Below are 26042 nucleotides of genomic sequence, written 5' to 3' on the forward strand. Positions count from 1 at the left end.
GGAGGCAGGCGGTGTTACCCGGCCCCGAACCTCGACCGTAGAGGTATCCCTGCGGGTTCGGCTGTGCTCAGCGGGTTGTACAGGCGGCGATGTGTCGGTAAGCGCAGGTTGAACATAGCCAGAGAACCGTTGAGTCGTAGCCGAGGAGACGTGCGACATGAAGACTTCCAAGTATAAATAAAGTGAAGCGCTACCCGTGTAACAGGCATGCCGTAGAGGGCTAACCTACAAACACACACCGTGTGTAACTATCAGATTTATCTGCGAACTTTCTGTTAGAAGCGTTGCTTTTCAGCCCCCCGTCTCAAGGTGTTTTCGTCCTCGCTTATACCCAAAAACACTTGTTCCTTATCACCGGGGCTGGGGCTAGAATCAGCGCCATTCCTGCACCTGCCTCCCTGATACGAGCGCCCCATGAGCTTTGATTTCGACACGATCCACCCCCGCCAAGGCACCGGCAGCACCAAGTGGAACCGATACCCGCAAGACGTTCTGCCGATGTGGATCGCCGACATGGATATCGCCGCGCCACCGGCCGTTCTGCAAGCCCTGCACGCACGCCTCGACCAGCAGGTCCTGGGCTACAGCGTGGCTGGCCCGGATGTGCGCGAAGCCATCATCGCGGACCTGTGGGCCAAGTACGCCTGGCGCGTACAGCCTGAAGAGTTGCTGTTCCTGCCCGGTGTCGAGCCTGGTTTCAATATGGCCCTGCACGCGTTCGTACAACCGGGCCAGCCCGTGGTGCTGCAAACCCCGAACTACCGGCCGATCCGCCTGGCACCGGGCCACTGGAACCTGCCGCGTATCGAAGTGCCGCTTGAATTGATCAATGGCGAGTACATCACCCCCATGCCCGCCATGCGCCAGGCGCTGAACGGCGCCGGTGCGCTGCTGCTGAGCAACCCGCACAACCCAGTGGGCAAGGTCTTTGCGCGTGAAGAATTGCTGGCCGTGGCCAATGCCTGCATGGACAACGGTGCACTGATCATCAGTGACGAAATCCATGCCGAGCTGTGCTTTGACGGCCGTCGCCATATTCCCACCGCCAGCCTCGGCCCCGAGATCGCCCAACGCACCATTACCCTGATGTCGGCGAGCAAGGCCTATAACGTCGCCGGCCTGAAGACCTGCTTTGCCGTGGTGCAAAATGCCGAGGTGCGCGAGCGCTTCAACAATGCCCGCTGCGGCATGGTCGACAGCGTCAGCCCGCTGGGCCTGGAAGCCACCCGCGCCGCCTATAGCCAATGCAGCGAATGGCTGGACGCACTGGTGCCGTACCTGCAAGCCAACCGTGATTATCTGCTGCACGCCGTGCAAAACCGCTTGCCTGGCGTGGTGATGCACGCGCCCCAGGGCACCTACCTGGCCTGGCTGGATTGCAGCGCCCTGGGCCTCGCCGACCCGCAGCAGTTCTTTCTGGAACAGGCCAAGGTCGGACTGAGCGCAGGCATCGAATTCGGTGATGACAGCCAGCAGTTCGTGCGCCTGAACTTCGGCTGCCCACGGGTGATGCTCGAAGAGGGTTTGCAACGCATGGAACGTGCACTGCGTCAGCGCTAAAACGCAGACGCATCAGTCGGGCGGCGGTGGCCCACGAACTATCTGAAGAGACATCGCACAATGTGGGAGCTGGCTTGCCAGTGCCCACACTTGCGAACACATTTACAGCTTGGCGATCGACACTTCAGTCGACTTCACAAAGGCAATCACTTCACTGCCCACTTTCAATTCCAGGTCACGCACCGAGCGGGTGGTGATCACTGAGGTGACGATGCCGGACGCGGTTTGCACGTCGATTTCAGACACCACTTCGCCCAGCAGAATTTCCTTGATCACGCCCTTGAACTGGTTGCGCACGTTGATCGCTTTGATGGTCATGTCGGCTTTCCTTTTGGCTGTTGGGTCAATCCGCACGAATGCGCAGGCCCTCAAAATGCGTTATCGGCATCGATATTAAAAGGAATATATAAGTCTTTATTTATACGATATAGATATATAAAAGGTGATCGCCTGCCAACGGCCGTTCAACGCCCAGGCGCTGCCCAAGGCCTTGCCCGGCGGCATGGCGCAACGCGTGACCATTGCACGCGGGCTGTATTCACGCCCGCAGGTGTTATTGCTCGATTGCCTTGCTGCTGGTGACCCATGATGTCGACGAAGTGCTGTACTTGAGTGAGCGGGTGCGGGTGATGGACAACCGGCCGAGCAGTATCCGCCAGGAACTGGCAGTCGACCTGCCACACCCACGGGGCCGGCGTGACCCGGCGCTGGCGCAGCTCAAGGCACAGGCATTGACCGAGTTGCAGCGCGCGCATGTGATCTAGGCCAGGGTTCGACTGAGTGTCACCCAATACCGCGTGCGCGCTCGCACTTCGAACCCCAGGGTCTGGGCCAGCAGCGTGAGGATGCGATCGGTGTCATCCAGGCGAAAGCTGCCGGTGACCCGCAGCGTTTCCAGGCTCGGGTCCCAGCGCAACACACCAGGGCGGTAACGTTCCAGCTCGCGCAGGAAATCCCCAAAGGGTTGGTTCTGCGCGGTCAATACGCCGTCACGCCAGCCCAGTTGCTGCACATCAAACACCGCCCCGGCACTCAGCCCGCGAGGCCTTAACCAGGCTTGCTCACCGCTGTTCAACGTCGTCAATTGCCCGGTCAGATCACGCACCTGCACTGCGCCCTTGAACACCGACACCCGGCAGCCGGACGCCAATTGCCGCACGCACACGTCGGCCTGGCGCACTGCTACCTGGCCATAGCGCGTGTGCACACTGATCGCCGCTGCGCCCGGAACCGTCAGCGCGAGTTCGCCGTCCACCAGCGTGATGCGCCGCTGTGCCAGGTCGACATCCACCGCCGTCGCCGTATTGAGTTGCAGGCTGCTGCCATCGGCCAATGGCAGGCGCTTGCGCTCGCCGGTGGCGGTGTGCAAATCAGCCCGCCACGCCTCGATGGGCAACTGGCGGCTGATCAACCAAGCGGTCGGCACCAGCGCCGCCACGCCCAGGGCCCGTTTGAGCAGCGCACGCCGCCCCGGTTGCGGGCGGTCGAGGCTGGCCATTGCCACGGCCTGGGGCAAGTCACTAAAGCGCCGGCGCAGTGATTGGGCCTTCTGCCAGGTCTGTTCGTGCTGAGGATGGCTGTCGCGCCAAGCCTGCAAATTGGCATGGTCACGCTCGGTGGCCGCGCCGGATTCCAGCAGCGCCAACCAGTGGGCGGCGGCGCGCGCAACCTCGCGGCTCACATGTCCACCAGCAAGCAATGTTCATAAGCCTGGGCCATATAGCGCTTGACCGTGCGCTCAGAAACGTCGAGCCGCTCGGCAATCTCGCGATAGCCCAGGCCCTCCAACTGGCTCCACAGAAAGGCGCGGCGCACCACTTGCGGCAAACCGTCAAGCAACTCATCCAGGGCGTGCAGGGTTTCCAGTACCAGCCAGCGTTGCTCGGGTGACGGCACGCAGGTCTCGGGCAAACTCGCCAGCGCCGTCAGATAGGCTTGCTCAAGGCTGCGGCGCTGATGAAAGTTGGCCAGCAAGCGCTTGCCGACCGTCACCAGATACGCCCGTGGCTCCTGCATGTGTGCAATCGGCTGGGCACTGGCCAGCACCCGCACGAAGGTGTCCTGGGTCAGGTCCGCTGCATCCCAGGCGTTGCCCAGGCGCCGTCGCAACCAGCTTTCGAGCCAGCTGCGATGATCACGGTACAAACTCGACAAGGTCAGTTCGCCAGTGTGGGACGGGGCAACAGCATCAGTCATGGCAAGCAACCTGCGCGGCGCGAGTGAGTCTCAAATGAGATTCATTCTATTTAATATCGCGCGGGTGCACCATGCTCTTTTCAACATCGTGTTTATGCCCTGGGTGACAAACCAGTCTTTACTATTTGTCTTTATGTGGATATTTTATCCAGATACGCCCATGAGGTCTGCCCATGCAATTGCCCGACTATTCCGATGTCGTCGCCGCCGCCCAACGCCTTGAAGGCTTCGCCCATCAAACACCGGTGTTCACCTCACGCACCCTTGACGCCGAAACCGGCGCCCAGGTGTTTATCAAATGTGAAAACCTGCAACGCACCGGCTCGTTCAAGTTTCGCGGTGCGTTTAACGCCCTTTCGCAGTTCGACGCGCAGCAGCGCAAGGCCGGGGTGGTGGCGTTCTCCTCCGGCAACCATGCCCAGGGCATTGCGTTGGCCGCCCAATTGCTGGGCATGCCGGCGACCATCGTGATGCCCACCGACGCGCCCGCCGCCAAGGTCGCCGCCACCCGGGAATATGGCGCCAGCGTGGTGCTGTATGACCGCTTCAACGAGGACCGTGAGCAAATCGGTCGCACCTTGGCGGTTGAGCATGGCATGACGTTGATCCCGCCTTACGACCACCCACACATCCTCGCCGGCCAAGGCACGGCCGCCAAGGAACTGTTGGAATTCAGCGGCCCCCTCGACGCCCTGTTCGTCGGTCTGGGGGGTGGCGGCATGCTCTCGGGCACCGCGTTGTCGACCCGTGCGCTGGCCCCCGATTGCCAGCTGTTGGGTGTTGAGCCCCAAGCAGGCAATGACGGCCAGCGTTCATTCCAGACCGGCAGCATCGTGCACATCGACACCCCGGCGACCATCGCCGACGGTGCGCAAACCCAACACCTGGGCGACTACACCTTCCCGATCATCCGCGACAAGGTCAGCGACATCCTCACCGTCTCCGACGCGCAGTTGGTGGCCGCGATGAAGTTCTTTATGCAACGCATGAAAATGGTGGTCGAACCCACCGGCTGCCTGGGCCTGGCCGCGTTGCGCCAGCTGGGCGAGCGGTTCAAGGGCCGGCGCGTGGGCATTATCGTCACCGGCGGCAACGTCGACATCGCGCGCTACGCCGCGCTGCTCAGCGAGGCGCCATGAACATCATCCACACCGAGACCGCCTCGGCGCCTGCCGGGCACTACTCCCAGGCCGTCAGCCACGGCGACACGCTGTATATCTCCGGGCAATTGCCGGTCAGCCCTGACGGGCGCCACAACCTTGAAGCATCGTTTGCCGAACAGGCCCGGCTTGCGCTGGCTAATCTGCTGGCCATCCTGAAAGCCGCCGGTGGCACGCCGCAGGATCTGGTGAAAGTCACGGTGTATGTGGCCGGGGTGCAGCATTGGGCGCAATTCGACCGTATTTACGCCGCCGCGCTGGGCGAGCACCGCCCTGCCCGCGCGGTGGTGCCGGTGCCCGAGTTGCACCACGGTTACCGGGTGGAGATTGAAGCTGTGGCGCGCTACCTGGCGTAGGTGTAGACCGCCGCCCGTGACACGCCCAGGTGCGCAGCCACGGTTTCCATGGCCCGGCGAATGTCCATGCAGCCCGAGTCTTTGAGCTCTTGCAGCAACAGCCGTCGATCCGCCGCCTTGAGCGCGCGCGGCGTGGTGGCCAGGCGTGCGGCGAACTGGTCGATACGGGTGCGAATCACATCGGCGCCGGACGGCTCCAGGGATTCAATCAGGGTGTCGCCGGTGACCGAGCCAAATTGCTCGAGCATGCCCTGCAGGCCACGGAACAATGAGAGATCGACGTTCATGCACAAGGCCGCGACGTACTTGCCGCTGGTGTCCTTGATGCCGATCGAGGTGCTTTTGACCTGGCGCCCATCGGCGAACTGATTGCGGTAATTGGCAATGATCTGCGGGTAGTCGGGGTCGGCAATCCGCGCCAGGCCCAACTCGGTGGTCGGGTCGCCCGGCGAGCGCCCGGAGAGGTTGTTATGGATCGCCAGGATCGCCTGCTGCGGGTCGCGCAAATCGTGCAGCACCACTTCGCAGAACGGGCTGAAGGTTTTGCTCAAGCCTTCGGCAATCTGTTCGAGCTGGCTGATGAGGGTGGTTTCTTCAGGAGCGGTCTTTTTCATGCAAGACAACATATCCAGTTCTGGACAGGCCGTCAATTTGGCCGCTGTCCCCTGAGCGTGCCGAGCACAGTGACAACGCGGTGTTGCACAACGGTGACGTGCAGGTCCGGGAGCGACTGCGTGGTTGGTAGACCCACCGCTACAGGGCGAGCTCCATCTTGATGATCTCGATGGACACCGGGCTGTTGCCCCGACTGAAAGTGCCCTCGCCGACCTTTTCAAAGCCGAATGCGGCATAGAACATTTCGGCGTTGAGGGTCGCTTCCAGGCAGGCCTTGGCATGGCCGGCGTTCTTGATGCGCTGCAAGGCTTCATTCAATAAGCGTGCGCCAATGCCCTGCCCGGCGGCAGCGCCGCGCACGAACAGCTTGCTGATTTCATTGCCATCGATCTCGATAAACCCCTGCAGCCTGTCGGTGTACGCCAGCCACAGGTTGCCGGCGGCGATGGCCTCGCGGTAGGTCGCGGGTGAGCGGCCGTTGAGCCACATGGCGATCTGCTCGGGGCCATAGTCGCCCGTGCAGAGGTTTTCGACAGAGTTCTTATGCACCTCGAAGACACTTTGCGCGTCTTCCAGCAGGGCGGATCGAATCAGTACTTTTTTCATTCCCTTGAAATTCCACCGGCAGCCAATGAACCCAGGTTTTATAGCTCAACCGGCGCTGCGCCGCGACCCAAGACCGCACATCTTGTGCGTTGACCTGTTTTGTTACACACCATATAGTGTGCCCACAAACACAAACCACCACTACATAGTGTGCAGTACCGGTATTTACCGACCACACTCTGCGCAGTATTTCAATGCCTTGAAGCCTGCAAAAACCTATTTTTCGAGTACCAGGAAGGAGAATTTCAATGTTGAGTTGGGATGAAGTCGACAACGAAGACACCGGTGCAGCGGTGATCAAAGGCGCCAACGCCGGCCACGCCAGCGAAGCCAACATGGACCGCCTCGACGGTGCCGGTGCTGCCGCCGCCCTGGAAGCGCGCAACGTCACCGCCAACGACTCGGCTGCGATCATCCGCGCCAAGGCCGCCCTAGACAAACTCGACGTCGCCGAAGGCCTCGCCGAACTCGAAGGCTCCGCCGCCCGCGTCGCCGTCGACGAAAAGCGCATGATCAACTGCCGCGCCGACCTCAACCAACTCGTGCCCTTCAAGTACGACTGGGCCTGGCAGAAGTACCTCGACGGCTGCGCCAACCACTGGATGCCGCAAGAGGTCAACATGACCGCCGACATCGCCCTGTGGAAAAACCCTGAAGGCCTCACCGACGACGAACGCCGCATCGTCATGCGTAACCTGGGCTTCTTCTCCACCGCCGACTCCCTGGTCGCCAACAACCTGGTACTGGCCGTGTACCGCCTGATCACCAACCCGGAGTGCCGCCAGTACATCCTGCGCCAGGCCTTCGAAGAAGCGATCCACACCCACGCCTACCAGTACTGCATCGAATCGTTGGCCATGGATGAAGGCGAGATCTTCAACATGTACCACGAGATTCCATCGGTGGCTAAAAAAGCCGCCTGGGGCCTCAAATACACCCGTTCGATCTCCGATCCGAAGTTCGAAACCGGCACCGTCGAAACCGACAAAGAACTGCTGCGCAACCTGGTCGCCTACTACTGCGTCCTGGAAGGCATCTTCTTCTACTGCGGCTTCACCCAGATTTTGTCCATGGGCCGTCGCAACAAAATGACCGGCGTGGCGGAACAGTTCCAGTACATCCTGCGTGACGAGTCGATGCACCTGAACTTCGGTATCGATGTGATCAACCAGATCAAAATCGAAAACCCGCATTTGTGGGATGCCGAGATGAAAGAAGAAGCGACCCAGATGATTTTGCAGGGGACGCAGCTGGAGATTGAATATGCGCGCGATACCATGCCGCGTGGGGTGTTGGGGATGAATGCGGCGATGATGGAGGATTACCTGAAGTTTATTGCTAATCGTCGGTTGTCGCAGATTGGTCTTAAAGAAGAATACCCAGGGACGACGAATCCGTTCCCGTGGATGAGCGAGATTATGGACTTGAAGAAGGAGAAAAACTTCTTTGAGACTCGTGTGATCGAGTATCAGACTGGTGGTGCGCTGAGCTGGGATTGATTCTTAAGCCTCGCAACATCAAGAAGCCCTGAATTGTTCAGGGCTTTTTTATGCCCCCCTTGATCTGTATAGGAGCCTTCTTACACCAAAATCATCCATAGAAAGGTTGATACGAATTTCGATGCTGAATAGTCTCGTCTGCCGGTGCCTAAGAAACGCCCAACGTAGCTGCTAGCCTCACTCACACAGTCAAGAAATCGCATGGCTAATCATGCGGAATGAATACTGTATCGAGGCCAAGCAAGTTGGAGTTTCTTAAAACCCGCTCTCTACGTTGGGTTCCCACCCTTCTGTAAATCACGTAGAGGTCATAGGAAGTGTCTAGCCAATATCTACTCAACTTGCCTAACGCTGAAGGTATGCTCACATCCGAGCTTTCAATCGCCTTAGTTTTTACTCGTCATAATCTTCAATTACATGCGCTCCTTTTAGAAAACCAAGCGTGGTTCTGTGCGCGTGACCTTGGACGTTTGATGGGGTGGTTCTTAGATGAGCGCACGACTCGCAAGCTCGATGAAGACCAACGAAGAACCGTCAAGCTGCTATTCCATGGCCAACCGGAAGAAATGCTGATGATTAGCGAATCCGGTGCTTACGCGTTGTTGGTCTATCACTACACACCAGGAAATCGCCTGCTACGTAGCTGGCTCACTCATGAAGTGGTTCCAACGTTGAGGGACGAGCGTCAGCCACGATCGGTGGAGCGACCGCTGCTGAGTATGCTGGACTGGCCGGAGATGTCGTTGAACCTGCTGCATTGGCAAGATGAAGGCTGGATAAGGCTTCGGGATATGCCGTATCTACTGGTTAACCGAACGTACCGGAGGGAGTCCGTCAAGACTCCATGGTGGCGAAAGCTCACCCAACCTTTCCGAATAAAGCAGCGAATGTACTGACGCAAGCGAACGGCAAGCCTCACCGACTCGTAGGAAATTTCGTAGACGCAATAATGGCTACTCAGTATCGTCCGAGGGTTTTCTACCCTCGGCGGCTGTATGGATACGAAAAAAAGTAATACCGGATGGAGCGATCAGGAGCTTGAAGCGTCCGTCGATGGCTATCTGAAAATGTTGAAGCTTGAACGAAGTGGGCAAGCCTTCAAAAAGTCAGATGAGAACCGGCTACTGCGAGAGGGTCAACTCAACCTGCGCAGCGCTTCGTCAATTGAATATCGCATGCAGAATATCTCTGCGGTATTTGAACAGCTGGGTTTGCAACGTATCACTGGCTATATGCCTGCGAAAAACATCGGTGCCGGAGTGAGTGAACGTATTCGCAAGGTGCTAGCAACAAAACCTGGCCTGCACGCTGAGCTTGGTCTGACAGTCGTAGATAAGCCACTGCCCGGCGAACGCCCGACTTTTTCGAAGCCTTTGCTTGTAATTGAGCCACAAGGCATTCTGAATCCACGGCAGTTGTTTACTGTCAGCCTTTCTTACGCACGCGCCGATCATGTGCGTAAGCTGGTTCGACAGTTTGCGAATGGGGTCTGCGAAGGTTGCGATTCGCCAGCGCCTTTCGCTGGGATTGATGGCCAGCCATTTCTTGAAGTCCATCACGTCAAGCACCTCGCCCTGAAGGGTTCGGATCGCACCACCAATGCTGTAGCCTTGTGCCCCAATTGCCATCAGCGTTGTCATCGGTCGAGTGATCGGGACGCTTTCACCGAAGGGCTTTACGCCAAAATCGGAAGGTTGGCACGGGAGTAGGATCTTGCTGTTACAGCTGATGCACACTTAAAACTATTAGAATAGGACCGATGCAAACCCGTGAACCCAGACATGCTCGAAGCCGGCCTCCGACAAGCCTAGGTTCTCTCTTTTTTCGTTCAAAACCAGCGCCTGACCTTCCACTTCATCGGAAGTGCAAATCCGTGAGCCAATATGCCGAAAAAGGCAAACCACCCGATGATTGGATATTGAATAATAAAATCAGTTCTAACCCCAAAAAAAGGAAACTCGCCATACTTAATCACCTCAATATAGGACACCGCAAAATAGCCGTTAAATATCAAACACAAAAACAACTTCAAGCTATTAAGTCTTTCCCCCGAAAGCCTAGCCCTTAAGGTATACGCGCTGACCACGCCAAAAACCAAAAATAAAAAAGCATAGAGAACAATCAATCTACCATCCCCTGATACACCTGCTTCCCTGTCTCATAATCAATATATACCTCAACACCTAATGGAAACATCCCCATTCGTTTGTAAGCCCTCTCCTTATCGGACCTTATATATCTGAACAACCGCCAAGCATCCGGCTTCAATACAAGCCTACGAAGACTGTAAAAAGACATAATCATATCTGTGCCACCGTAGACTAAGTCACCTCCACTTTCGCCATACCCGAGGGACTGTGCAGCGCCGCGATACCCAGTCCTGACCGGTCCAACTGTATCGGAATGCCCCTCAACCATATTCCTACCATTTTCATACATGTTATTAGCGCCGTGCGCCATAATCGGGATGCCCGCCAGCAAACACAGCGTACCGACTGAGGCGTAGCAAATTCCTGCCCCCGTCGCAAACTGAAGTGCGCCCGCGATAACCCCGATGCCTTTCCTCCCCACCTCAAGGGATTGGTTTAGGAGGCTTTCTTGTTCGTGCTTTATTTCTTTCAATCCCAGCTCAACAGTTTTTCTGCCCTCCTCAACTTCCCTAACTATACTCCGCGCGTAATAAGCCACCTCCCGATTGAATTGCAGCCGAACAATCCCATCGTTGATATGCCGAGCACTTATCGTACAAGCCTGGTTAGTCAGATACGCCGCAGCCTGATTAACCACCCAAAGGTCTTGAAACGTCGGTTTCTGTTTTTCATCTTTTTTATTCACCGGCCAGTCTCCCAAGTACTGAAGCCACTTGTTCCCGCCTTATGGTGAGTCCAGATTATTTCGCGATATTTAAGCGCAACATGCTCTTGTGCCTCGGCATCAATATGCAAAACAGCGTGGGGTACGTCGACGGTGAGATCGGTGATGATGCAGCCTCGAATATCGACGCTGTAGTACTTTTCGTGCCAGCCTGATTGGGCGATGCGGTAAAAATTAATGACACAGTTGAGTTCTTCCCTGTTGGAAAGCGCTACCGCCAGTAAGGGTGACGATTTATCGATATTTTTAGTAATGGCAATCGGCCCATGACTCGACGCCCTGACGTTGCCCCTATTAGCGATATTGTGGTGGAAGGACAGCACCATTATCTCGTCGCAGTGCCCCTCTTGCCACTTGTTGCCTATAGAGTCGTGAGTCGAACACTTTGCAGAAATAAGACCTTGGGATTTGCCGTTGATAGTCATATAGCCGTGGTTTGCCATAGGGTAAACGCCTTGTGTTTTTTGGCATTTACCATACAAAAAATAGCAAATAGGAAATATCGGAAAGTTCGCTTTAAGTGGTACGAGCTTTAGGTAGGAAATTTAACCGCAGCGCTACCAGTCAGCCAAATCAGGTGTACGAACCCTCTGCATTCGCGCTCATGTAGCGTACCGAAATCTCAGAAATCCCCTTCCTGGCTCTGGGGTAGTAAACTCGTATCGCCCTGAGCGCGTGGGCTGTCGTACGCAACACAAAGCGTGCAGATGCTGACCCGCAGCGACCCGGCTGAACCATCAACCTGAACCCCGGCAGGCAAGCGCCAGTCAGAACGCTATGAAATCGCCCCACCTGATCAAGGACCACCCGTGAACCCAGACATGCTCGAAGCCGGCCCCATCGACGCCAAAGTACTCTCCGTCTTTGACTTCGACGGCACCCTCACCCACCACGACAGTTTCGTGCCCTTCCTCAAATTCGCCTTCGGCCCCTTTGAGTTCTATGGCCGGATGGTCAAACTCGCCGTGCCTGGGCTGCGTTTTTTGCTGCAGCAGATCAGCCGGGATGAGTTGAAGGCGCAGTTGATCCGCACCTTTATGACGGGCGTGGAGAAGGCGTGGGTGCAGCAGCAGGCTGAGGCGTATTGCCAGCGCACCTGGGGCAAGTTGATGCGCCCGAGTGGTTTGCAGTCGGTGGCGGATGAGGTGAAGTCGGGAGCGGTGGTGACGCTGTGTTCGGCGTCGCCGGCGTTGGTGTTGCAGCCGTTTGCGAATCGGCTCGGCATCAAGTTGATCGGCACTGAGCTTGAGGTGGTCGACGGGGTGTTGACGGGCAAGCTCACGGGGAATAATTGCCGCTGTGAGAACAAGGTGCTGCGCCTTGAGGCGGTGTATGGGGATTTGGGCGAGTATCGGCTACGGGCCTGGGGCGATACGCGTGGGGATCGGGAGTTGCTGGCGGCGGCGCAGGATGCGCATTTTCGGCATTTTCATTCGAAGAAGAAGCGCGCCAAGTTGCAGCGGTGATGCGGGTGGATGGGGTCGACGGGGAACCCGAGTCGATCCCATCGCTGCCTCGCTGGGGCTCGTGAGCTCCCACAGTGGGTCGATGTGAGGCTGGATGGCGAACTGCATCGGTGCCTGATGCTGTAATCCACGATCCAGCCATTAACACGTTTGAACTCGCCTTCATTAGAGAGGGAGAAAACTCCCCCTCTGATTTTTACCGTGTACTAACGCTTTCTTATGGGGACGATCAGCATCGTTATTGCTTGGTACAACTGAAGGCGCGGCCGCTATACATTTCGGAAGCCTTTTTCTCTGCATCCGCTTGAGAGCTTGCCGTCACCGTAGTGAGAGGCCCTTTCGTCGAGACGGACCTGCAAGAATACGTAGCATCTGCGGCATACGCTGCACACGTAAACATCATCAGACAGGTTGCAACGCAACTGCTGAGTTTACGAACTGGCATTTTCATAATGGCGCTTCCTCGACTGAAATAATGGACCTCCATGATTGAGCCAAGAGAAACCGCCCTGGAACTGTCAGATCTGACAGTTTTTTAGAGCCGTTAGAAATCAATCCAATTTCAAATCAATAAACGGATTACACGGGAGATTTCAGGTCCACGCCCAGCGCCGTCGCAAACGCTTTCACCATCGGGCTTCTCGGCGCGTTATGGCGCAGGATCAGGTTGAATGCCGTGCTCAGGTGAACCTGTTCCGGGCACATTGGGCGCAGGCGCCCTTCCCTGACCAGTGGCGCTGCGTAGTGTTCCGGCAGGAAGCCCAGGAAGCGGCCGGTGAGGATCAGGATGGCCACGGCTTCCACCTGGGAGGCCGAGGCGGACTGGCTGTCGTAGGTGACGAAGTTGGCTTTGTCGCTATGGATCGCGTACCGGTGGTTGACCACTTCGTATTGGCGCAGCACCTCTGGGGTGATGTCGCTCGCGTTGAACAGCGGGTGTCCTACGGCGCAGTAGGCGTGGGCTTTTTCTTCGTAGAGGGGGAAGTAGTCGAATTCTTCTCGGCGCTGGTACACCGGCACGATGCCGACAATCAGCCGCCCTTCCACCACGCCGCGTTCAACTTCGTCCAACTGCGAGGCATGCAGGCGCAATCTAATTTTTGGCGATTCGCTGTGTAGTTTCCCTAATGCGTTAATTAGCGGCGAATTAACGTCGGACACGGTGTTATCAATAACGCCGACACTAAGGTCGCCAATCAGCTCGTTTTGCGCCGAACTAAGCTTGTCGCGAAAACTGTCTACCGAGGTAAATAACTCGATGGACGCTTGATACACCAACTTGCCTTCTTCGGTCAGGCCGAACCCTTCGCGGCCCCGTGTGCACAGGCGCATGCCGATGCGAATTTCGAGGTCGGAGATCTGTTTGCTGATGGCCGCCAGGCCCACATTCAGCTCGTTTTGTGCGGCGCTGAAGCCGCCGGCTTCGACCACGGCCATGAACACACGCAGCAATTTGAAGTCCAGCCCGCTCAGTTGCAGGGGCGGTCGTGTGCCGGGTTTTGGCGGCACGTTTCCAGAAGTGGAAAGTGGGGTTTCCATAATACGCGTTGACCTCAAGTGCCATATTCAACAGGCTTCAACCCAATCCTTGAACATAGCCAGGCGGCGATAATGAACATAAACATCCGCCCTTGGCAACCTTGAATACGGCGCGTCAGACGCTGGTTCAGTCTAGTTGAAATCTTATTTTTACTGCCTCCGACTCTTCTAAAAACAAGCGTGAGGAATACCGATGTCCCAGCCCACCGATCGTCTTTGGGGCGCGCGTTTCAAGACCGGTCCGTCTGCTGCCTTGGCGGCGTTGTCGCGCTGCCCCGAGCGCTATTTCCGCCTGACGCCCTACGACCTGGCCGGCTCCCGTGCCCATGCCCGTGAGTTGCAGCGCGCCGGTTTGCTGGATGAGTCGGAGACCTTGCGCACCCTCGAAGCCCTGGACCGTATCGGTGACGATTTCGCCGCCGGGCGCCTGCATCCGACCCTGGATGACGAGGACGTACACACTTTTATCGAACGCGTATTGACCGAGCGCCTGGGCGCCCTGGGCGGCAAGTTGCGCGCCGGGCGTTCGCGTAACGACCAAACCGCCAATGACCTGCGTCTGTTCCTGCGCGACCATGCGCGCACCCTCACCAGCGAGGTGTTGGGTTTGCAGCAGGCGCTGGTGGAGCAGGCCGAGCAGCACATCGACAGCATTTGCCCAGGGTTTACCCATTTGCAGCAGGCGCAACCGATTGTGTTTGCCCATCACTTGTTGGCCCACGCCCAGTCGATGCTGCGTGATGTGCAACGGTTGGTGGATTGGGATGCGCGCACGGCATTGTCGCCGTTGGGTGCCGCGGCGATGGCCGGTTCTGCCATTGCACGCCAGCCTGGGCATTCGGCCAAGGAAATGGGCTACACCGGGCCGTGCGAAAACTCCATCGATGCTGTCGCCAGCCGTGACCATGTGGCGGAATTCCTGTTTGTGGCGGGCATGCTCGGGGTGAATATTTCGCGGCTGTCGGAGGAGTTTTGCCTGTGGTCGTCGCGCCAGTTTCGCTGGGTGGTGCTGGACGATGCCTACGCCACCGGCAGCTCGATCATGCCGCAGAAAAAGAACCCGGACATCGCCGAATTGGCGCGGGGCAAGGCTGGGCGTTTGATTGGCAACCTGACCGGGTTGATGTCGACACTCAAATCCTTGCCGCTGTCGTACAACCGCGATTTGAGTGAAGACAAACACAGTGTGCTGGACAGCGTCGACACCTTGCTGCTGGTGCTGCCGGCGATGGCCGGGATGGTGGCAACCATGCAGGTGCAGGTGGAAGAACTGCGACGCCAGGCACCGATGGGCTTCACCTTGGCGACCGAGGTGGCGGATTGGTTGGCCACTCGCGGTGTGCCGTTTAAAGAGGCGCATGAGATTACCGGCGCGTTGGTGCAGGCCTGTGAGCAGCATGAGATTGAGCTGTGGGAAGCCTCGCCGGCGATGTTGGCGCAGGTGGACGCGAGGTTGCTGCCTGAGGTGCGTGAGTGCCTGACCCTGGAGGCGGCGATTGCGGCGCGCAGTGGGTGGGGTGGCACGGCGCCGGAGCGGGTGAGAGAGCAGATTGGGCGGTTGAAGGTGGCGTTGGCTGAGCAGCAGAAGTGGGTTGAGGGTTATCAAGGGTTTCGGATTTAGGCCTGGGCCGGTGTGGTGAGCTGACTGGCGCTTTCGCAGGCAAGCCAGCTCCCACATTGGATCGGGTTTCAACCGTGGGACCGAGTACAGCGGTAGTCGTTTTTTGACGATCGTTCCCACGCTCTGCGTGGGAATGCATCCTGTGACGCTCCGCGTCGCCAAGCCACGCACTAACAGCGGGACGCGGAGCGTCCGAGGCGGCATTCCCACGCAGAGCGTGGGAACGATCAAGCAACACGTATTTTTTGGAGAATCACCATGAACCAAACCCCGGCGGAGCGCTTGGAAGCCGAGCGCAAGTTGTCCGAGAACCAGTTCGATATCACGCAGTACGAGCACGTGCCGAGGCGGTATTACGGGCGGATGTTTTTTGCCACCTTGATCGTGATCGCCCTGGCCGCGCTGTTGCGCGCATTTGCCAATGGCCAGATCGAATGGTCCTACATCGGCCAGTTCCTCACGTCTGAAGCCATCCTCTGGGGCCTGGTCAACACCATCGTCATGTCGATCCTGGCGATGGCGCTCGGCGTGGTGATCGGGGTGATCACAGCGATCATGCGCATGTCGGCCAACCCGATCCTGCGTTATGTGGCCATCACTTACACCTGGCTGTTCCGCGGTACGCCGCTGATTTTGCAGCTGCTGCTGTGGTTCAACCTGGCGCTGATTTTCCCGGTGATCGCGATTCCCGGCCTGTTCAGCATCGACACCGTCGACCTGATGACGCCGTTCGTGGCCGCCCTGCTCGGCCTCAGCATCAACCAGGGCGCGTACACCGCCGAAGTGGTGCGTGCCGGTTTGCTCTCGGTCGACACGGGCCAGTATGAAGCCGCCAAGTCCATCGGCATGCCGAGCCTGCAAGCACTGCGTAGGGTGATTCTGCCGCAGGCCATGCGGGTGATCATTCCGCCTGTAGGCAACGAGTTCATCAGCATGGTGAAAATGACCAGCCTGGCCAGTGTGATCCAGTACTCGGAACTGCTGCACAACGCGCAAAACATCTACTACGCCAACGCGCGGGTCATGGAGCTGCTGATTGTGGCCGGCATCTGGTACCTGGCGGTGGTGACTGTTCTTTCATTTGGTCAGAGCCGCCTCGAGCGTCGTTTTGCCCGCGGCGCCGGCAAGCGTTCGTAAGTTTGGGTTGAGGAGATTTGCCCCATGAGAAGCATCGTCAAGGCCGTCAACCTGAACAAGTATTACGACCAGTATCACGCGCTGCGCGACATCAATATCGAGGTCGAGCAAGGCGAAGTGATGTGCATCATCGGCCCGTCCGGCTCGGGCAAAAGCACCCTGCTGCGTTGCGTCAACCAGCTGGAAAAAATCGACAAGGGCGGCCTGTGGGTCGACGGCGAGCTGGTCGGTTACCGGGTGGTCGGCAACAAACTGCATGAGATGAATGAATCGCAGATCGCCCGCCAGCGCCTGGCCACCGGCATGGTGTTTCAGCGCTTCAATTTGTTCCCGCATATGACCGTGTTGCAGAACATCATCGAAGGCCCGGTGCAGGTGCTCAAGCGCTCGCCCAAGGAAGCCATCGAAGACGCGCTGGAGTTGCTGGCCCGCGTGGGGCTGGCGGACAAGCGCAATGCTTACCCGGTGGAATTGTCGGGCGGCCAGCAACAGCGTGTGGCCATTGCCCGTGCGTTGGCGATGCGCCCCAAGCTGATGCTGTTTGACGAACCCACGTCAGCCCTCGACCCGGAGCTGGTCGGCGAAGTGCTGTCGGTGATGCGCGATTTGGCCACCACCGGCATGACCATGATCGTGGTCACCCATGAGCTGGGCTTCGCCCGCGAAGTGTCCAACCGCATGGTGTTTATGGATGCCGGCCAGATTGTGGAAGCCGGCAGCCCTGAAGAAATTCTAATAAGCCCACAAAACCCGCGTACCCAAAGCTTTATTTCTGCCGTTCGCACTTAACTAAAAAACTAACGAGAACGCCCCCATGAAAAAATTGTTTATCCCCACGTTGCTCGCAGGCCTGATGGCCTCCACGTTTGTGTTCGCGGCATTGCCGGCGGCAATCAAGGACAAGGGTGAGATCAGCGCGGCCATCGTGCCGAACTACCCGCCGATGGACTTCAAGGACACCGCCACCAACAAACTTACCGGCCTGGATTTCGACCTGGGCAATGCCCTGGCCGAGCGCCTGGGTGTGAAGATCAAGTGGCAGGAAACCGGCTTCGAGCAGATGCTCAGCGGCCTGACCACCAAGCGCGTCGACATTGTGCTGTCGGGCATGAGCGACACCGCCGAACGCCAGAAGTCCGTGACCTTCATCGACTACTTCACCAGTGGCCCGCAGCTGTACACCCTGGCCAAGCGTGAAGACCTCCAGGCATTGACTGACCTGTGCGGTAAAAAAGTCGGCACCAGCCGCCGTACTACCTGGCCGTCGGAAATTGCCGCGTGGAGCAAGGAAAACTGCGAAGCGGTCGGTAAGCCAGCCATTGTGGTGATCGGCACCGAAGGCTCGGCAGATGCGCGGGCGCAGTTGCAGCAGAACCGTCTGGATGCGGCGATGCAGGGCAGCGAGACGATTCCTTATTTGATGTCGCTGGACAAGGGCAAGTACAAGCCGGTGGGCCTGGCGATTTCCAAGCAGTTCACGGGGCTGGGGATTGAGAAGAGCAACACCGAGTTGGTCACGGCGATCAGTGAGGCGCTGCAGGGCATGATTGAGGATGGCACCTACGGCAAGATCCTCAAGAAGTGGGATCTGGAGCAAGGTGCGGTGGAAAAAATCTCCATCAATGCAGGCCAGTAAACACACGATCTAGAATGTGGGAGCTGGCTTGCCTGCGATAGCGGTGGGCCAGTAAGCAATAAGCAAGCTGACCCACCGATATCGCAGGCAAGCCAGCTCCCACATTGGATCTGTGTTCAGATTTGAATTGTGTAATAACAAGGACGCTCGCCCCCACCGTGGCCACCTATTCCCTGGTAATTCGCCGCCTGATGATCTGCTCGGTGACCATCGTGGTCAGCCGCGCCATGACCAGCCCCTTGCTGGCCTTGCTCTTGAGTACCCGACTGGGCCTCAACCAGCAGGACATCGGCCTGTTGATGGGCATTGCCGTGTTCATCGCCACGTTGCTGGGCCTGTATGGCGGCTACATCATCGACCGCCTGGAAAAGCGCAAGCTGCTGATCCTGGCCATGCTCTCCAGCTCCATCGGTTTTCTGTTGCTGACGTTTGCCAGCAACCTCTATCTCACCACCCTGACCCTGGTGATTACCGAAGCCGCCTCGGCGCTGTTCCTGATCGGCTCCAAAGCCATCATCAGCGAGAACCTGCCGGTGGGAGATCGCGCCAAGGTGTTTTCCCTGCGTTACACACTGACCAACGTCGGCTACGCCACAGGGCCGATGATCGGCGTAGTGATTGCCGGGCATATGCCACTGGCGCCGTTTTTGATCGCCAGCGCCATTGCGTTTGGCAGCCTGTTCCTGATGATCGGCATTCCACCAACCCAGCGCGATGACAGCCACAAACCCTTGAGCTTCCTCAGCACCCTGCGCACCTTGCGCAGTGACCGCACGCTGATCCTGTTCACCAGTGGCAGCCTGTTGAGCACCATTGTCCACGGGCGCTACACCCTGTATCTGTCGCAGTTTCTGCTGGTGGCCTACAAACCCGCCGAGGCGCTGAAGATTTTGTCGGCAGTGCTGGCCTGCAACGCCATCACCGTGATTGTGATGCAGTACCAGATTGGCCGGTTTCTCAAGCGCGAACAGTTGCGTTACTGGATCGTGCTGGGCACGTTGCTGTTCATTGCCGGGTTGATCGGTTTCAGCCAGGCACACAGCCTGCTCACGTGGTGCCTGGCGATGTTCGTGTTTACCCTGGGCGAGATGATCATTTACCCGTCGGAATTCCTGTTTATCGACACCATCGCCCCCGACGCATTGCGCGGCAGTTACTACGGCGCACAAAACCTGGCGGCGTTTGGCGGAGCGATGAGCCCGGTGATTTGCGGCTATTTGCTGATCAACGCTGCACCGACCAGCATGTTCTATGCGTTGGGTGCATTGACGGCTATCGGTGGAAGCCTGTGTTTCTTAAGCGGACGCCGTGTAGCTGGCACGCCGCTTATCTAAAGTGGGAGCTGGCTTGCCTGCTCCCACATTTTGCTCTCCGTAATCTCTGGTATTTGCGTAGTATTCAGCCATTCATCTCACGGACCCGAGCCCCATGAAATTCGACACGGCCTACAGCCTGAGTCTCGACGACAAGCTGTCGATCTACGACGTCCGAGACCTGAATTTCGACGAAACCGCCGACTTCGACTCCGACAAGGACAGCTTCCTGTGCCCCAACGATGAATGCCGCGCAGCATTCGAAACGGGCAATACGCTGAGCACGTTCAACGCGAAAAACGTTAATTATCAGCGCACGCCCCACTTCAAGAACAAGACCAGCACCCGGCATATCGACGGCTGCCGCTATGCCAGCACGCACAAGAGCGCAACGGGTGAAAGCGACGACGAGCGCGAAGACAATTTCCCATCGGAATTTGTACTGACCCGGCGTCAGTACCAGCGCAAGACACCGCCCGTCGTTATTGAGGGAAGCGTCCCACAAGATTCGGCAAAGGCGCCTGCAACCAGTACCCGCTCATCCCACGTCAGCAGCGACACAACCCCGGACAAAACCAGCGTCTTCGCACACCCGGTCGAGTGCTATGTGTCGAATATCGACGACAAGGACAAGCTCAAGTCCATGCCGCTGAAGGTTGGCGAGCACTCCGCTACCTACTGGACGTTTTTCAAGAAGATCGAATACCTGCAAGACAACAAAGGCCTGATCTACTGGGGCAAGATCAAAGCGATCAAGGATTACACCAGCAGCTTTCGCATCGACTTCGAAAAAAAGGTGTGGCTCGACAAAAAGCCCTACTCGGTGAACGTCTACCTGAGCAAAAAACTCATCGAGAACTACCGCAAGCGCACGGCGTTCCTGGAGCAGATCAAGGCGGCAGCCAGCAGCGAACGGGCCTTGTATTGCTTCTTTTACGGCGTGACGCCGGCGCTCAAACAGGTGCCTAGCAAGAAGAACCCCGAGCAGACATTCGGGGTGTTCAGCGCCAATATCGAGAACCTGGACCACTTGATCATTCGTGAGGCACCGGGGTTGGAGTAATGGCTCGCTTGGCCACCATCAAAAAAAAACCAGTTGATGAACGGCGCAAACAACTGTACAAAAACACAGTATAGTTTGCCTTCCCCCGTCGAACCTGGAGAAACCCCATGTCCTCTCTGGCAATGAGCTCTTTCGTAGAACAGCAGATCGTGCTGCACCAATTCACCGCCAAACACAGCGTACAGGCCCGCGTGATGCTGGGCTGGAGCCGTGAAGACCTGGCCCGTCAGGCCGGTTTGGCGGTGGAGGTGGTTCAGCGTTTTGAAAGCCTGGGTGAGGTGGAGGATCAAGCTCGGTTAGCCCTCGCGTTCCGGCTGGAGGCTGAAGGCCTGGTGTTTTTTCCAGGGTTTGCGCCGGGCTGGGGGATGAGCGCACGCAGGTTTGAGGCCGCCCCTGCCGAGCCCGCCGCACCCAGCCTCATCTCGCGGTTGATGGGCTCAGCAACGGCATCAAATGACTCACCAACGCCTCAGCCGAATGGTGCGTAGAGTCCAACCGGATCACCGGGCAGGTCAGCGGTTTCAACCAGCTCTCATGCCGACGCAGGCTGCGTAGGCTGTGGTTGCCGCCATCGTAACGAGCGGCCCAGGCCAGGAATGCGACGCTGTTGGCGTGGCGGCTGCCGCCTTCCAGGATTTGCTCGCCGTAGCGTTGCACCTCGCGCAGTTGCAAGCGTTTGAGCCGTACCTGTGGGTCAAGGCGCAGGAACACCACATGGGTGAACTGCGGGATCATGGCATCGCCCCAGCCGCACAGTGAGCCGGAAAGTACCCAGCCCTCAAGGCCGGCACTCTGTTCCTGCAACAGGCGGATGCGTTCATCCTTGGGCCGGGCGACCGTAAAAGGCTCTGACGTTTGCTGCCAGTAGAAATAGTCCGAGTCGAAATAGGCGACGCCCAGGCGTTTGGCCAGCGCCTGGCCCAAGGTCGAGGTACCGGCCCCCGCAGCGCCGAGGATGTGAATTTTGTAGGCCATGCCTGCCCTCCATGGCAGTGAGTGTAATACGCGCGGTTTGCAGCACGCTGTGCATCACTTAAAACTCGGGTTTTACATCGGCTTGGGCTGCCTGCTCGTAACCGTAAGCGATTGCCAGCAAAGTGCGTTCAGCCCAGCGGGTGCCGAAGAAATAGGCACCGGTCGGCAAGCCATCCTCATTCTTCCCAGAAGGCAGAGCGCAATTGAGGGTCCAGTGTCCGAATACGTTCTTGCAGAAAATTGACAGGTCAACCGACGTCAGGCCTCCTGGCCGAGCCATTTGCTCGCCAAGCTCGCGAACACTGGCGTACCTCGACCCTCGCATGATTTTATGAATCCCCGTTGCTTAACGCCTTAGGTCATGTCAACTCACATCGTAGGAGGGTTCAGCATGCTCCGTGGTTGTTCGAACGCTGACCTGGCGGTAGGCACGCAACAACAGCGGCAATGCATCACGCGACCACCGAGCAGCGTAAAACCACAGCGTCGCCCCATCGCCCAAGGGTTCGCTGAGTGAAGGATACCCACTGACGCAGGCACGATGAAACGCACCACTCTCGCTGCCAGAGACCAGCGCATCCAGGCGATGCGCGGTCACGAGGTCATCGATCTCATTGCTTTGCAGGGAGAATTGCAGGCTGTTGTCGTCACGACGCGCGTCCACCGGCACCAATTGCGCACCGGCCTGGCGCAGGCGGTCGAAGGCTGCGCATGAGGCTTTACTGTGTTCGACGGCTTCACGATGCTCGCCTTGCACATAGCGGTCAGCAAACCCGATACGCCAACCCGATAGCAACTGGGTAGCGGTAAAGCTGGTGTTATTGCGCACCAGGGGGACTTCCACCATGACCGGCCCGGTGGGGTCGATACCACTTAAAGCCGCGAGTGATAACGCGGGATCCCGCGCAGGTCTTGCCGGCAGGGCCGGTGCGTTGTAGCCGGGAATGGGCGCCGCGCCCACCACTTGCGCCGCGCCGAAGACGATACCTGCGCGGCTCAGATTCTCGGGTTCAGCTTCAACGGGCTCGGCCGCGTGCCCTGCGCTGTCCGCCTTCTCCGTCACGGGCAAGGAAAGTCCCGGGCGACACGGCATCCCCAACCGCCAATGTTCCCTACAGTCTTTTTCCATCAGAACTCGCCCCCCCGACAATTGATAGCGCGGGATCATCGCACTCTCATCTGGCGTTTGTCGTGCCCCTGAAACACCCTGAAAAATCCTTTTTCCAGACGGCAATGCTTCAACCCGCGGCGTGTTCTTTCGCACCTTGAGTTTCCACTTCCAGCCACCACGCATGCCCGCGTTCCGGCTGGTTCAGGCTGAACGCCTGCCCCATCGCCGGCGTGGTGATCGACACATTGCGTTCCCAGGCCAGGGCCATGATGCGGTCGAACGGTTCGTGCCAGGCGTGGAAGGCCAGGTCGAAGGTGCCGTTGTGGATCGGCAGCAACCAACGGCCTTTGAGGTCGATGTGCGCTTGCAGGGTTTGCTCAGGCTGCATATGCACATGGGGCCAGTCGACGTTGTAAGCACCTGTTTCCATCAGCGTCAGATCGAACGGGCCGTATTGTTCGCCGATGCGTTTGAAGCCGTCGAAATAACCGGTGTCACCGCTGAAAAAGATCCGCCGGGCGCCGTCGATCATCACCCAGGAACACCACAAGGTCTGGTTGCCATCAAACAGGCCACGCCCGGAAAAATGCTGGGCCGGGGTAGCGATAAAACGGATGCCCTCGACCTCGGTGCCTGCCCACCAATCCAGTTGCCGGACTTTGCTGGCATCTACGCCCCACTTGACCAGCGTGTCGCCCACGCCCAGCGGCGCGAGAAAATAGCGAGTTTTGTCGGCCAGTTGGATCACCGCGTTGCGGTCAAGGTGGTCGTAGTGATTGTGGGAAAGGATCACCGCTTCCAGTGGCGGCAACTCTTCAAGGCTGATCGGCGGCTGATGAAAGCGCTTTGGCCCGGCCCAACTGAAAGGCGAGGCACGTTCGGCAAACACCGGGTCGGTGACCCAGAACTTGCCGCGCATTTTCAGCAGCACGGTGGAATGCCCCAGGCGATACACACTGTGATCGGGCGCCGCCAACAGCTGCTCACGCGTCAGCGGTTGCACCGGGATCTTGCCTACCGGGCGCGTGCTGCGTGGCTTGTTGAACAACATGTTCCAGAAAATGCGCAAGGTTTTGCCAAAGCCACCGTGCTGCACCGGAGCATCGTTGCTGAAATGCCCTGGCGCTTGCTCGGCAGCCTTTGGCGCAGCAGGCGCGGGGTCGAGACGGGTTGAAATCGTGGCCATTGCAGAGTGGCTCCAGGGTCGGCTCATAAAATACACCGCGCAGACCAATTACACTGCACAGTGTAGTTTCTAGATTGCAACAAAACCCTGAGCAAGTAAACTACCGAGTGTAATTTCCTTTTAGAGCCGACCATGACTGCACCTCTGCGCCTCACCGACCGTAAACGCGAAGCCATTGTGGCAGCCGCCATCGCCGAGTTTCGCGCGAATGGGTTCGAGGTCACCAGCATGGACAAAATCGCCGCCACCGCCGGCGTTTCCAAGCGCACGGTGTACAACCACTTCCCCAGCAAGGAAGAGTTGTTTGCCGAAATCCTCCACCAGTTGTGGGCCAGCAGCGTTGCCCAACTGGACGTGAGCTACGCCGGCGACCGCCCGCTACGCGAGCAATTGCGCGGGCTGCTGGAGGCCAAGATGCTGATGATGTCGGACGCCAACTTCCTCGACCTGGCCCGTGTGGCGATTGCCGCCACCATCCATTCGCCGGAGCGCGCACAAGACATGGTCAACCGCCTGAGCAAGCGCGAAGAAGGCTTCACCCAGTGGGTGCGCGCTGCGCAGGAAGACGGCAGGCTGTCCTGCACCGACCCCGCCTTCGCCGCCCACCAGATACAAAGCCTGCTCAAGGCCTTCGCGTTCTGGCCGCAGATCACCCTGGGCCAACCTGTGCTGGACGCCGCCTGCCAGGCCAGCGTGATCGAGTCGGCCATCGACCTGTTCCTGGCCGGTTACGAAGTGCGCGCACCTGGGCCGCAGTAAACCCTGTTGCAGGCGCGACATTCCAGGTCGCTTTTGGCGTATTCCCACACGGTGCTACGCAAATGGCCTGGAAGGACACTGATTATTCCCACGCGAATAACTGACAATATTCACCGTTAATACCCGATCAACGGTTCTACCCGCTGACGCACGCTGTCGTACCCGCAAAACAGAGCTGACCCGGAACACTATGGAAAACAGACGAGGCAAAGGGCTTTCATTTGCCAGACGTATCTACAAGCCAAGGATCATCGGGCTGGGTATCGGTTGTATCAGTGTGGCCGGTGCCCTTTACCCCCTGGCGATGCCCGGCTGGGTGTGGGCATTCATGCTGTTCAATGGCTTTGTCTGGGCGCATGTGGCGTATCAGCTTTCAGCCCGATCACAATTTCCCTATCAGGCGGAACAGCGCAACCTGCTCTATGACTCGTTGTTCGGCGGCTTCTGGGCCGCCGCCACCCAGTTCACGCCCCTGACGGCCGTGACCGTGCTGTCGATGATGACCATGAACAATGTCGCCGCCGGCGGCATGCGCCTGTTTCTGCGCGGGCTGCTGGCGCAAGCGGCGGGTATCGCGGTGGCATGGGGCCTGTTCGGGGTCAAGTTCAACCCCACCGTCAGCCTCAGCCAGGTCTACACCTGCCTGCCGATGCTGACGCTCTACCCGATGGCCATCGGTATGGTCTGCTATCAGTTGGCAATCAAGCTCTCGGAACACAAACGCGCCCTCAGCGCGCTGAGCCGTATCGACAGCCTCACCGGCCTGCTCAACCATGGCTCGTGGAAAGACCTGCTCCACCTCAAGTTCCATAAGTGCCAGCAGCAAGGCAGCCACGCCACCATCGCGCTGATCGACATCGATCACTTCAAGCAGATCAATGACACCTACGGCCATATCGTCGGTGATGCGGTGTTGCGCCAACTCAGCCAGGAATTGCGCCGGCACCTGCGGGAAAACGACTTGGCCGGCCGTTATGGCGGCGATGAGTTCTGTGTGATTTTGCCGCAAATGCCGCTGGAAGAAGCCGCGCAAGTCATGGAACGCATGCGCGAAACGTTCGGCAACTATCGCAATACCCAGATCCCGGAACTGCGCGTGAGCCTGAGCATTGGCCTGGCCGATTTTCAACGGTTGTTCAGCGATGCCGCGATGTGGCTCAACGCGGCGGACCGTGCGCTGTACACCGCCAAGGAAACCGGGCGTAACCGGGTGAATGTCAGCGATTACGTGGTCGCCCATTCCGCCCGAGTTGTCTGATAACACCTCGTCTGAATCTTACGCCCGCGCCGCGCAGCGATAGCATAATGCCGCCACTGGTCGCCTGCCCAATAATGGTCCTGCCCTAACGGCGAACTTCTTGGCAGGCTGA

General features: G+C 58.3%; 28 protein-coding genes and 1 pseudogene. 17 read left to right on the forward strand and 12 right to left on the reverse strand.

Annotated elements, in window-relative coordinates; translation table 11 throughout:
• Window positions 1-414 precede the first annotated feature (414 nt).
• Entirely contained in the window at window positions 415-1560 is a 1146-nt protein-coding gene (locus BFP92_RS29715) for a MalY/PatB family protein (protein ID WP_065911710.1), read from the forward strand.
• Window positions 1561-1662: 102 nt separating this feature from the next.
• Here the strand turns inward: BFP92_RS29715 and BFP92_RS29720 are convergent, their stop codons facing one another.
• Entirely contained in the window at window positions 1663-1878 is a 216-nt protein-coding gene (locus tag BFP92_RS29720) for a TOBE domain-containing protein (RefSeq protein ID WP_003173733.1), read from the reverse strand.
• Between the two features lie 151 nt (window positions 1879-2029).
• Here BFP92_RS29720 and BFP92_RS30935 point away from each other — a divergent pair.
• A pseudogene (locus tag BFP92_RS30935) lies at window positions 2030-2324 on the forward strand (ABC transporter ATP-binding protein); the annotation flags it as partial.
• On the opposite strand, the gene BFP92_RS29730 reads toward BFP92_RS30935, so the two are convergent.
• Window positions 2321-3241 carry a FecR domain-containing protein gene (locus BFP92_RS29730; protein WP_065911714.1) on the reverse strand — a complete coding sequence of 307 codons (921 nt, stop codon included), beginning with the start codon at window positions 3239-3241 and terminating at the stop codon, window positions 2321-2323. The pseudogene BFP92_RS30935 and the gene BFP92_RS29730 overlap by 4 nt on opposite strands.
• The gene (locus BFP92_RS29735) at window positions 3238-3756 is read right to left on the reverse strand and encodes a sigma-70 family RNA polymerase sigma factor (RefSeq protein ID WP_065911716.1); all 519 of its coding nucleotides are present in this window, start codon (window positions 3754-3756) and stop codon (window positions 3238-3240) included. Before BFP92_RS29735 ends, BFP92_RS29730 begins: the two co-directional genes overlap by 4 nt.
• A 173-nt stretch (window positions 3757-3929) precedes the next feature.
• On the opposite strand from BFP92_RS29735, the gene BFP92_RS29740 reads away from it, so the two are divergent.
• Window positions 3930-4895, forward strand: coding sequence for a threo-3-hydroxy-L-aspartate ammonia-lyase (locus tag BFP92_RS29740; protein WP_065911717.1), 966 nt, complete (start codon window positions 3930-3932; stop codon window positions 4893-4895).
• Window positions 4892-5272, forward strand: a complete 381-nt coding sequence (locus BFP92_RS29745; RefSeq protein ID WP_065911719.1) for a RidA family protein — start codon at window positions 4892-4894, stop codon at window positions 5270-5272. The genes BFP92_RS29740 and BFP92_RS29745 overlap by 4 nt, the downstream gene beginning before the upstream one ends.
• On the opposite strand, the gene BFP92_RS29750 is transcribed toward BFP92_RS29745, so the two are convergent.
• Together BFP92_RS29750 and BFP92_RS29755 are read right to left on the reverse strand one after the other, a co-directional pair.
• Window positions 5260-5886, reverse strand: a complete 627-nt coding sequence (locus BFP92_RS29750) for a helix-turn-helix transcriptional regulator (RefSeq protein ID WP_065911721.1) — start codon at window positions 5884-5886, stop codon at window positions 5260-5262. The genes BFP92_RS29745 and BFP92_RS29750 overlap by 13 nt on opposite strands.
• Before the next feature lie 139 nt (window positions 5887-6025).
• A complete protein-coding gene (locus tag BFP92_RS29755; protein WP_065911723.1) occupies window positions 6026-6493 on the reverse strand; it encodes a GNAT family N-acetyltransferase in 468 nt (155 codons plus the stop codon).
• A gap of 248 nt (window positions 6494-6741) precedes the next feature.
• Between BFP92_RS29755 and BFP92_RS29760 the strand changes: the two genes are divergently transcribed.
• From BFP92_RS29760 to BFP92_RS30940, 3 genes are all read left to right on the forward strand, one after another.
• Window positions 6742-7992, forward strand: a complete 1251-nt coding sequence (locus tag BFP92_RS29760) for a ribonucleotide-diphosphate reductase subunit beta (protein ID WP_005788524.1) — start codon at window positions 6742-6744, stop codon at window positions 7990-7992.
• A gap of 359 nt (window positions 7993-8351) precedes the next feature.
• Entirely contained in the window at window positions 8352-8888 is a 537-nt protein-coding gene (locus BFP92_RS29765) for a BRO-N domain-containing protein (RefSeq protein WP_170875884.1), read from the forward strand.
• A gap of 99 nt (window positions 8889-8987) precedes the next feature.
• The gene (locus BFP92_RS30940; protein WP_083221825.1) at window positions 8988-9701 is read left to right on the forward strand and encodes an HNH endonuclease; all 714 of its coding nucleotides are present in this window, start codon (window positions 8988-8990) and stop codon (window positions 9699-9701) included.
• A 119-nt stretch (window positions 9702-9820) separates the two neighbouring features.
• On the opposite strand, the gene BFP92_RS29775 is transcribed toward BFP92_RS30940, so the two are convergent.
• The 3 genes from BFP92_RS29775 to BFP92_RS29785 are packed head-to-tail and all read right to left on the reverse strand — an operon-like array spanning window position 9821 to window position 11309.
• A complete protein-coding gene (locus BFP92_RS29775; RefSeq protein ID WP_065932203.1) occupies window positions 9821-10117 on the reverse strand; it encodes a hypothetical protein in 297 nt (98 codons plus the stop codon).
• Complete coding sequence (locus tag BFP92_RS29780; RefSeq protein ID WP_065932204.1) at window positions 10114-10827, reverse strand: DUF4225 domain-containing protein; 714 nt, start codon at window positions 10825-10827, stop codon at window positions 10114-10116. The genes BFP92_RS29775 and BFP92_RS29780 overlap by 4 nt, the downstream gene beginning before the upstream one ends.
• A complete protein-coding gene (locus tag BFP92_RS29785; RefSeq protein WP_065932205.1) occupies window positions 10824-11309 on the reverse strand; it encodes an Hcp family type VI secretion system effector in 486 nt (161 codons plus the stop codon). The genes BFP92_RS29780 and BFP92_RS29785 overlap by 4 nt, the downstream gene beginning before the upstream one ends.
• A 378-nt stretch (window positions 11310-11687) precedes the next feature.
• Between BFP92_RS29785 and BFP92_RS29790 the strand changes: the two genes are divergently transcribed.
• Entirely contained in the window at window positions 11688-12332 is a 645-nt protein-coding gene (locus BFP92_RS29790) for an HAD-IB family hydrolase (protein ID WP_065932206.1), read from the forward strand.
• Between the two features lie 579 nt (window positions 12333-12911).
• Here BFP92_RS29790 and BFP92_RS29795 read toward each other — a convergent pair.
• Window positions 12912-13871 carry a LysR family transcriptional regulator gene (locus BFP92_RS29795; protein WP_065932207.1) on the reverse strand — a complete coding sequence of 320 codons (960 nt, stop codon included), beginning with the start codon at window positions 13869-13871 and terminating at the stop codon, window positions 12912-12914.
• A 193-nt stretch (window positions 13872-14064) separates the two neighbouring features.
• Between BFP92_RS29795 and argH the strand changes: the two genes are divergently transcribed.
• From argH to BFP92_RS29830, 7 genes are all read left to right on the forward strand, one after another.
• Window positions 14065-15492: an argininosuccinate lyase gene (gene argH, locus BFP92_RS29800; RefSeq protein WP_065932208.1), complete on the forward strand. Its 1428-nt coding sequence runs from the start codon at window positions 14065-14067 to the stop codon at window positions 15490-15492.
• Between the two features lie 258 nt (window positions 15493-15750).
• Complete coding sequence (locus BFP92_RS29805) at window positions 15751-16629, forward strand: amino acid ABC transporter permease (protein ID WP_017134649.1); 879 nt, start codon at window positions 15751-15753, stop codon at window positions 16627-16629.
• 24 nt (window positions 16630-16653) lie between these two features.
• Complete coding sequence (locus tag BFP92_RS29810) at window positions 16654-17418, forward strand: amino acid ABC transporter ATP-binding protein (protein WP_017134648.1); 765 nt, start codon at window positions 16654-16656, stop codon at window positions 17416-17418.
• Window positions 17419-17443: 25 nt separating this feature from the next.
• Window positions 17444-18265, forward strand: a complete 822-nt coding sequence (locus BFP92_RS29815) for an ABC transporter substrate-binding protein (RefSeq protein WP_065932209.1) — start codon at window positions 17444-17446, stop codon at window positions 18263-18265.
• Window positions 18266-18423: 158 nt separating this feature from the next.
• The gene (locus tag BFP92_RS29820) at window positions 18424-19599 is read left to right on the forward strand and encodes an MFS transporter (RefSeq protein ID WP_065932210.1); all 1176 of its coding nucleotides are present in this window, start codon (window positions 18424-18426) and stop codon (window positions 19597-19599) included.
• Window positions 19600-19693: 94 nt separating this feature from the next.
• Window positions 19694-20641 (forward strand): hypothetical protein, encoded by a 948-nt coding sequence (locus BFP92_RS29825; RefSeq protein ID WP_065932211.1) that lies wholly within the window; start codon window positions 19694-19696, stop codon window positions 20639-20641.
• A gap of 107 nt (window positions 20642-20748) precedes the next feature.
• Window positions 20749-21129, forward strand: coding sequence for a helix-turn-helix domain-containing protein (locus BFP92_RS29830; RefSeq protein WP_083221827.1), 381 nt, complete (start codon window positions 20749-20751; stop codon window positions 21127-21129).
• On the opposite strand, the gene BFP92_RS29835 is transcribed toward BFP92_RS29830, so the two are convergent.
• The 3 genes from BFP92_RS29835 to BFP92_RS29845 all read right to left on the reverse strand — a co-directional run bounded on the left by BFP92_RS29835 (window position 21059) and on the right by BFP92_RS29845 (window position 23913).
• A complete protein-coding gene (locus BFP92_RS29835; protein WP_065932213.1) occupies window positions 21059-21616 on the reverse strand; it encodes an AAA family ATPase in 558 nt (185 codons plus the stop codon). The genes BFP92_RS29830 and BFP92_RS29835 overlap by 71 nt on opposite strands.
• A 364-nt stretch (window positions 21617-21980) precedes the next feature.
• Window positions 21981-22679 carry a hypothetical protein gene (locus BFP92_RS29840; RefSeq protein WP_239694336.1) on the reverse strand — a complete coding sequence of 233 codons (699 nt, stop codon included), beginning with the start codon at window positions 22677-22679 and terminating at the stop codon, window positions 21981-21983.
• Between the two features lie 175 nt (window positions 22680-22854).
• Complete coding sequence (locus BFP92_RS29845; protein WP_065932215.1) at window positions 22855-23913, reverse strand: MBL fold metallo-hydrolase; 1059 nt, start codon at window positions 23911-23913, stop codon at window positions 22855-22857.
• Between the two features lie 132 nt (window positions 23914-24045).
• On the opposite strand from BFP92_RS29845, the gene BFP92_RS29850 reads away from it, so the two are divergent.
• Both BFP92_RS29850 and BFP92_RS29855 read left to right on the forward strand, forming a co-directional pair.
• Window positions 24046-24672: a TetR/AcrR family transcriptional regulator gene (locus tag BFP92_RS29850; protein ID WP_065932216.1), complete on the forward strand. Its 627-nt coding sequence runs from the start codon at window positions 24046-24048 to the stop codon at window positions 24670-24672.
• A 190-nt stretch (window positions 24673-24862) separates the two neighbouring features.
• Window positions 24863-25930 carry a diguanylate cyclase gene (locus BFP92_RS29855; protein ID WP_065932217.1) on the forward strand — a complete coding sequence of 356 codons (1068 nt, stop codon included), beginning with the start codon at window positions 24863-24865 and terminating at the stop codon, window positions 25928-25930.
• The last annotated feature ends 112 nt before the right edge of the window (window positions 25931-26042 follow it).

The organism is Pseudomonas sp. 58 R 3 (assembly GCF_900006605.1).
Classification (GTDB): Bacteria; Pseudomonadota; Gammaproteobacteria; order Pseudomonadales; family Pseudomonadaceae; genus Aquipseudomonas; species Aquipseudomonas salomonii.

Coding starts and splice junctions, on each gene's coding strand:
- BFP92_RS29715 (WP_065911710.1), top strand. CDS start 415: ATGAGCTTTGATTTCGACACGATCCACCCCCGCCAAGGCACCGGCAGC.
- BFP92_RS29720 (WP_003173733.1), bottom strand. CDS start 1,878: ATGACCATCAAAGCGATCAACGTGCGCAACCAGTTCAAGGGCGTGATC.
- BFP92_RS29735 (WP_065911716.1), bottom strand. CDS start 3,756: ATGACTGATGCTGTTGCCCCGTCCCACACTGGCGAACTGACCTTGTCG.
- BFP92_RS29740 (WP_065911717.1), top strand. CDS start 3,930: ATGCAATTGCCCGACTATTCCGATGTCGTCGCCGCCGCCCAACGCCTT.
- BFP92_RS29745 (WP_065911719.1), top strand. CDS start 4,892: ATGAACATCATCCACACCGAGACCGCCTCGGCGCCTGCCGGGCACTAC.
- BFP92_RS29750 (WP_065911721.1), bottom strand. CDS start 5,886: ATGAAAAAGACCGCTCCTGAAGAAACCACCCTCATCAGCCAGCTCGAA.
- BFP92_RS29755 (WP_065911723.1), bottom strand. CDS start 6,493: ATGAAAAAAGTACTGATTCGATCCGCCCTGCTGGAAGACGCGCAAAGT.
- BFP92_RS29760 (WP_005788524.1), top strand. CDS start 6,742: ATGTTGAGTTGGGATGAAGTCGACAACGAAGACACCGGTGCAGCGGTG.
- BFP92_RS29765 (WP_170875884.1), top strand. CDS start 8,352: ATGCTCACATCCGAGCTTTCAATCGCCTTAGTTTTTACTCGTCATAAT.
- BFP92_RS30940 (WP_083221825.1), top strand. CDS start 8,988: ATGGATACGAAAAAAAGTAATACCGGATGGAGCGATCAGGAGCTTGAA.
- BFP92_RS29785 (WP_065932205.1), bottom strand. CDS start 11,309: ATGGCAAACCACGGCTATATGACTATCAACGGCAAATCCCAAGGTCTT.
- BFP92_RS29790 (WP_065932206.1), top strand. CDS start 11,688: ATGCTCGAAGCCGGCCCCATCGACGCCAAAGTACTCTCCGTCTTTGAC.
- BFP92_RS29795 (WP_065932207.1), bottom strand. CDS start 13,871: ATGGAAACCCCACTTTCCACTTCTGGAAACGTGCCGCCAAAACCCGGC.
- argH (WP_065932208.1), top strand. CDS start 14,065: ATGTCCCAGCCCACCGATCGTCTTTGGGGCGCGCGTTTCAAGACCGGT.
- BFP92_RS29805 (WP_017134649.1), top strand. CDS start 15,751: ATGAACCAAACCCCGGCGGAGCGCTTGGAAGCCGAGCGCAAGTTGTCC.
- BFP92_RS29810 (WP_017134648.1), top strand. CDS start 16,654: ATGAGAAGCATCGTCAAGGCCGTCAACCTGAACAAGTATTACGACCAG.
- BFP92_RS29815 (WP_065932209.1), top strand. CDS start 17,444: ATGAAAAAATTGTTTATCCCCACGTTGCTCGCAGGCCTGATGGCCTCC.
- BFP92_RS29825 (WP_065932211.1), top strand. CDS start 19,694: ATGAAATTCGACACGGCCTACAGCCTGAGTCTCGACGACAAGCTGTCG.
- BFP92_RS29830 (WP_083221827.1), top strand. CDS start 20,749: ATGTCCTCTCTGGCAATGAGCTCTTTCGTAGAACAGCAGATCGTGCTG.
- BFP92_RS29835 (WP_065932213.1), bottom strand. CDS start 21,616: ATGGCCTACAAAATTCACATCCTCGGCGCTGCGGGGGCCGGTACCTCG.
- BFP92_RS29845 (WP_065932215.1), bottom strand. CDS start 23,913: ATGGCCACGATTTCAACCCGTCTCGACCCCGCGCCTGCTGCGCCAAAG.
- BFP92_RS29850 (WP_065932216.1), top strand. CDS start 24,046: ATGACTGCACCTCTGCGCCTCACCGACCGTAAACGCGAAGCCATTGTG.
- BFP92_RS29855 (WP_065932217.1), top strand. CDS start 24,863: ATGGAAAACAGACGAGGCAAAGGGCTTTCATTTGCCAGACGTATCTAC.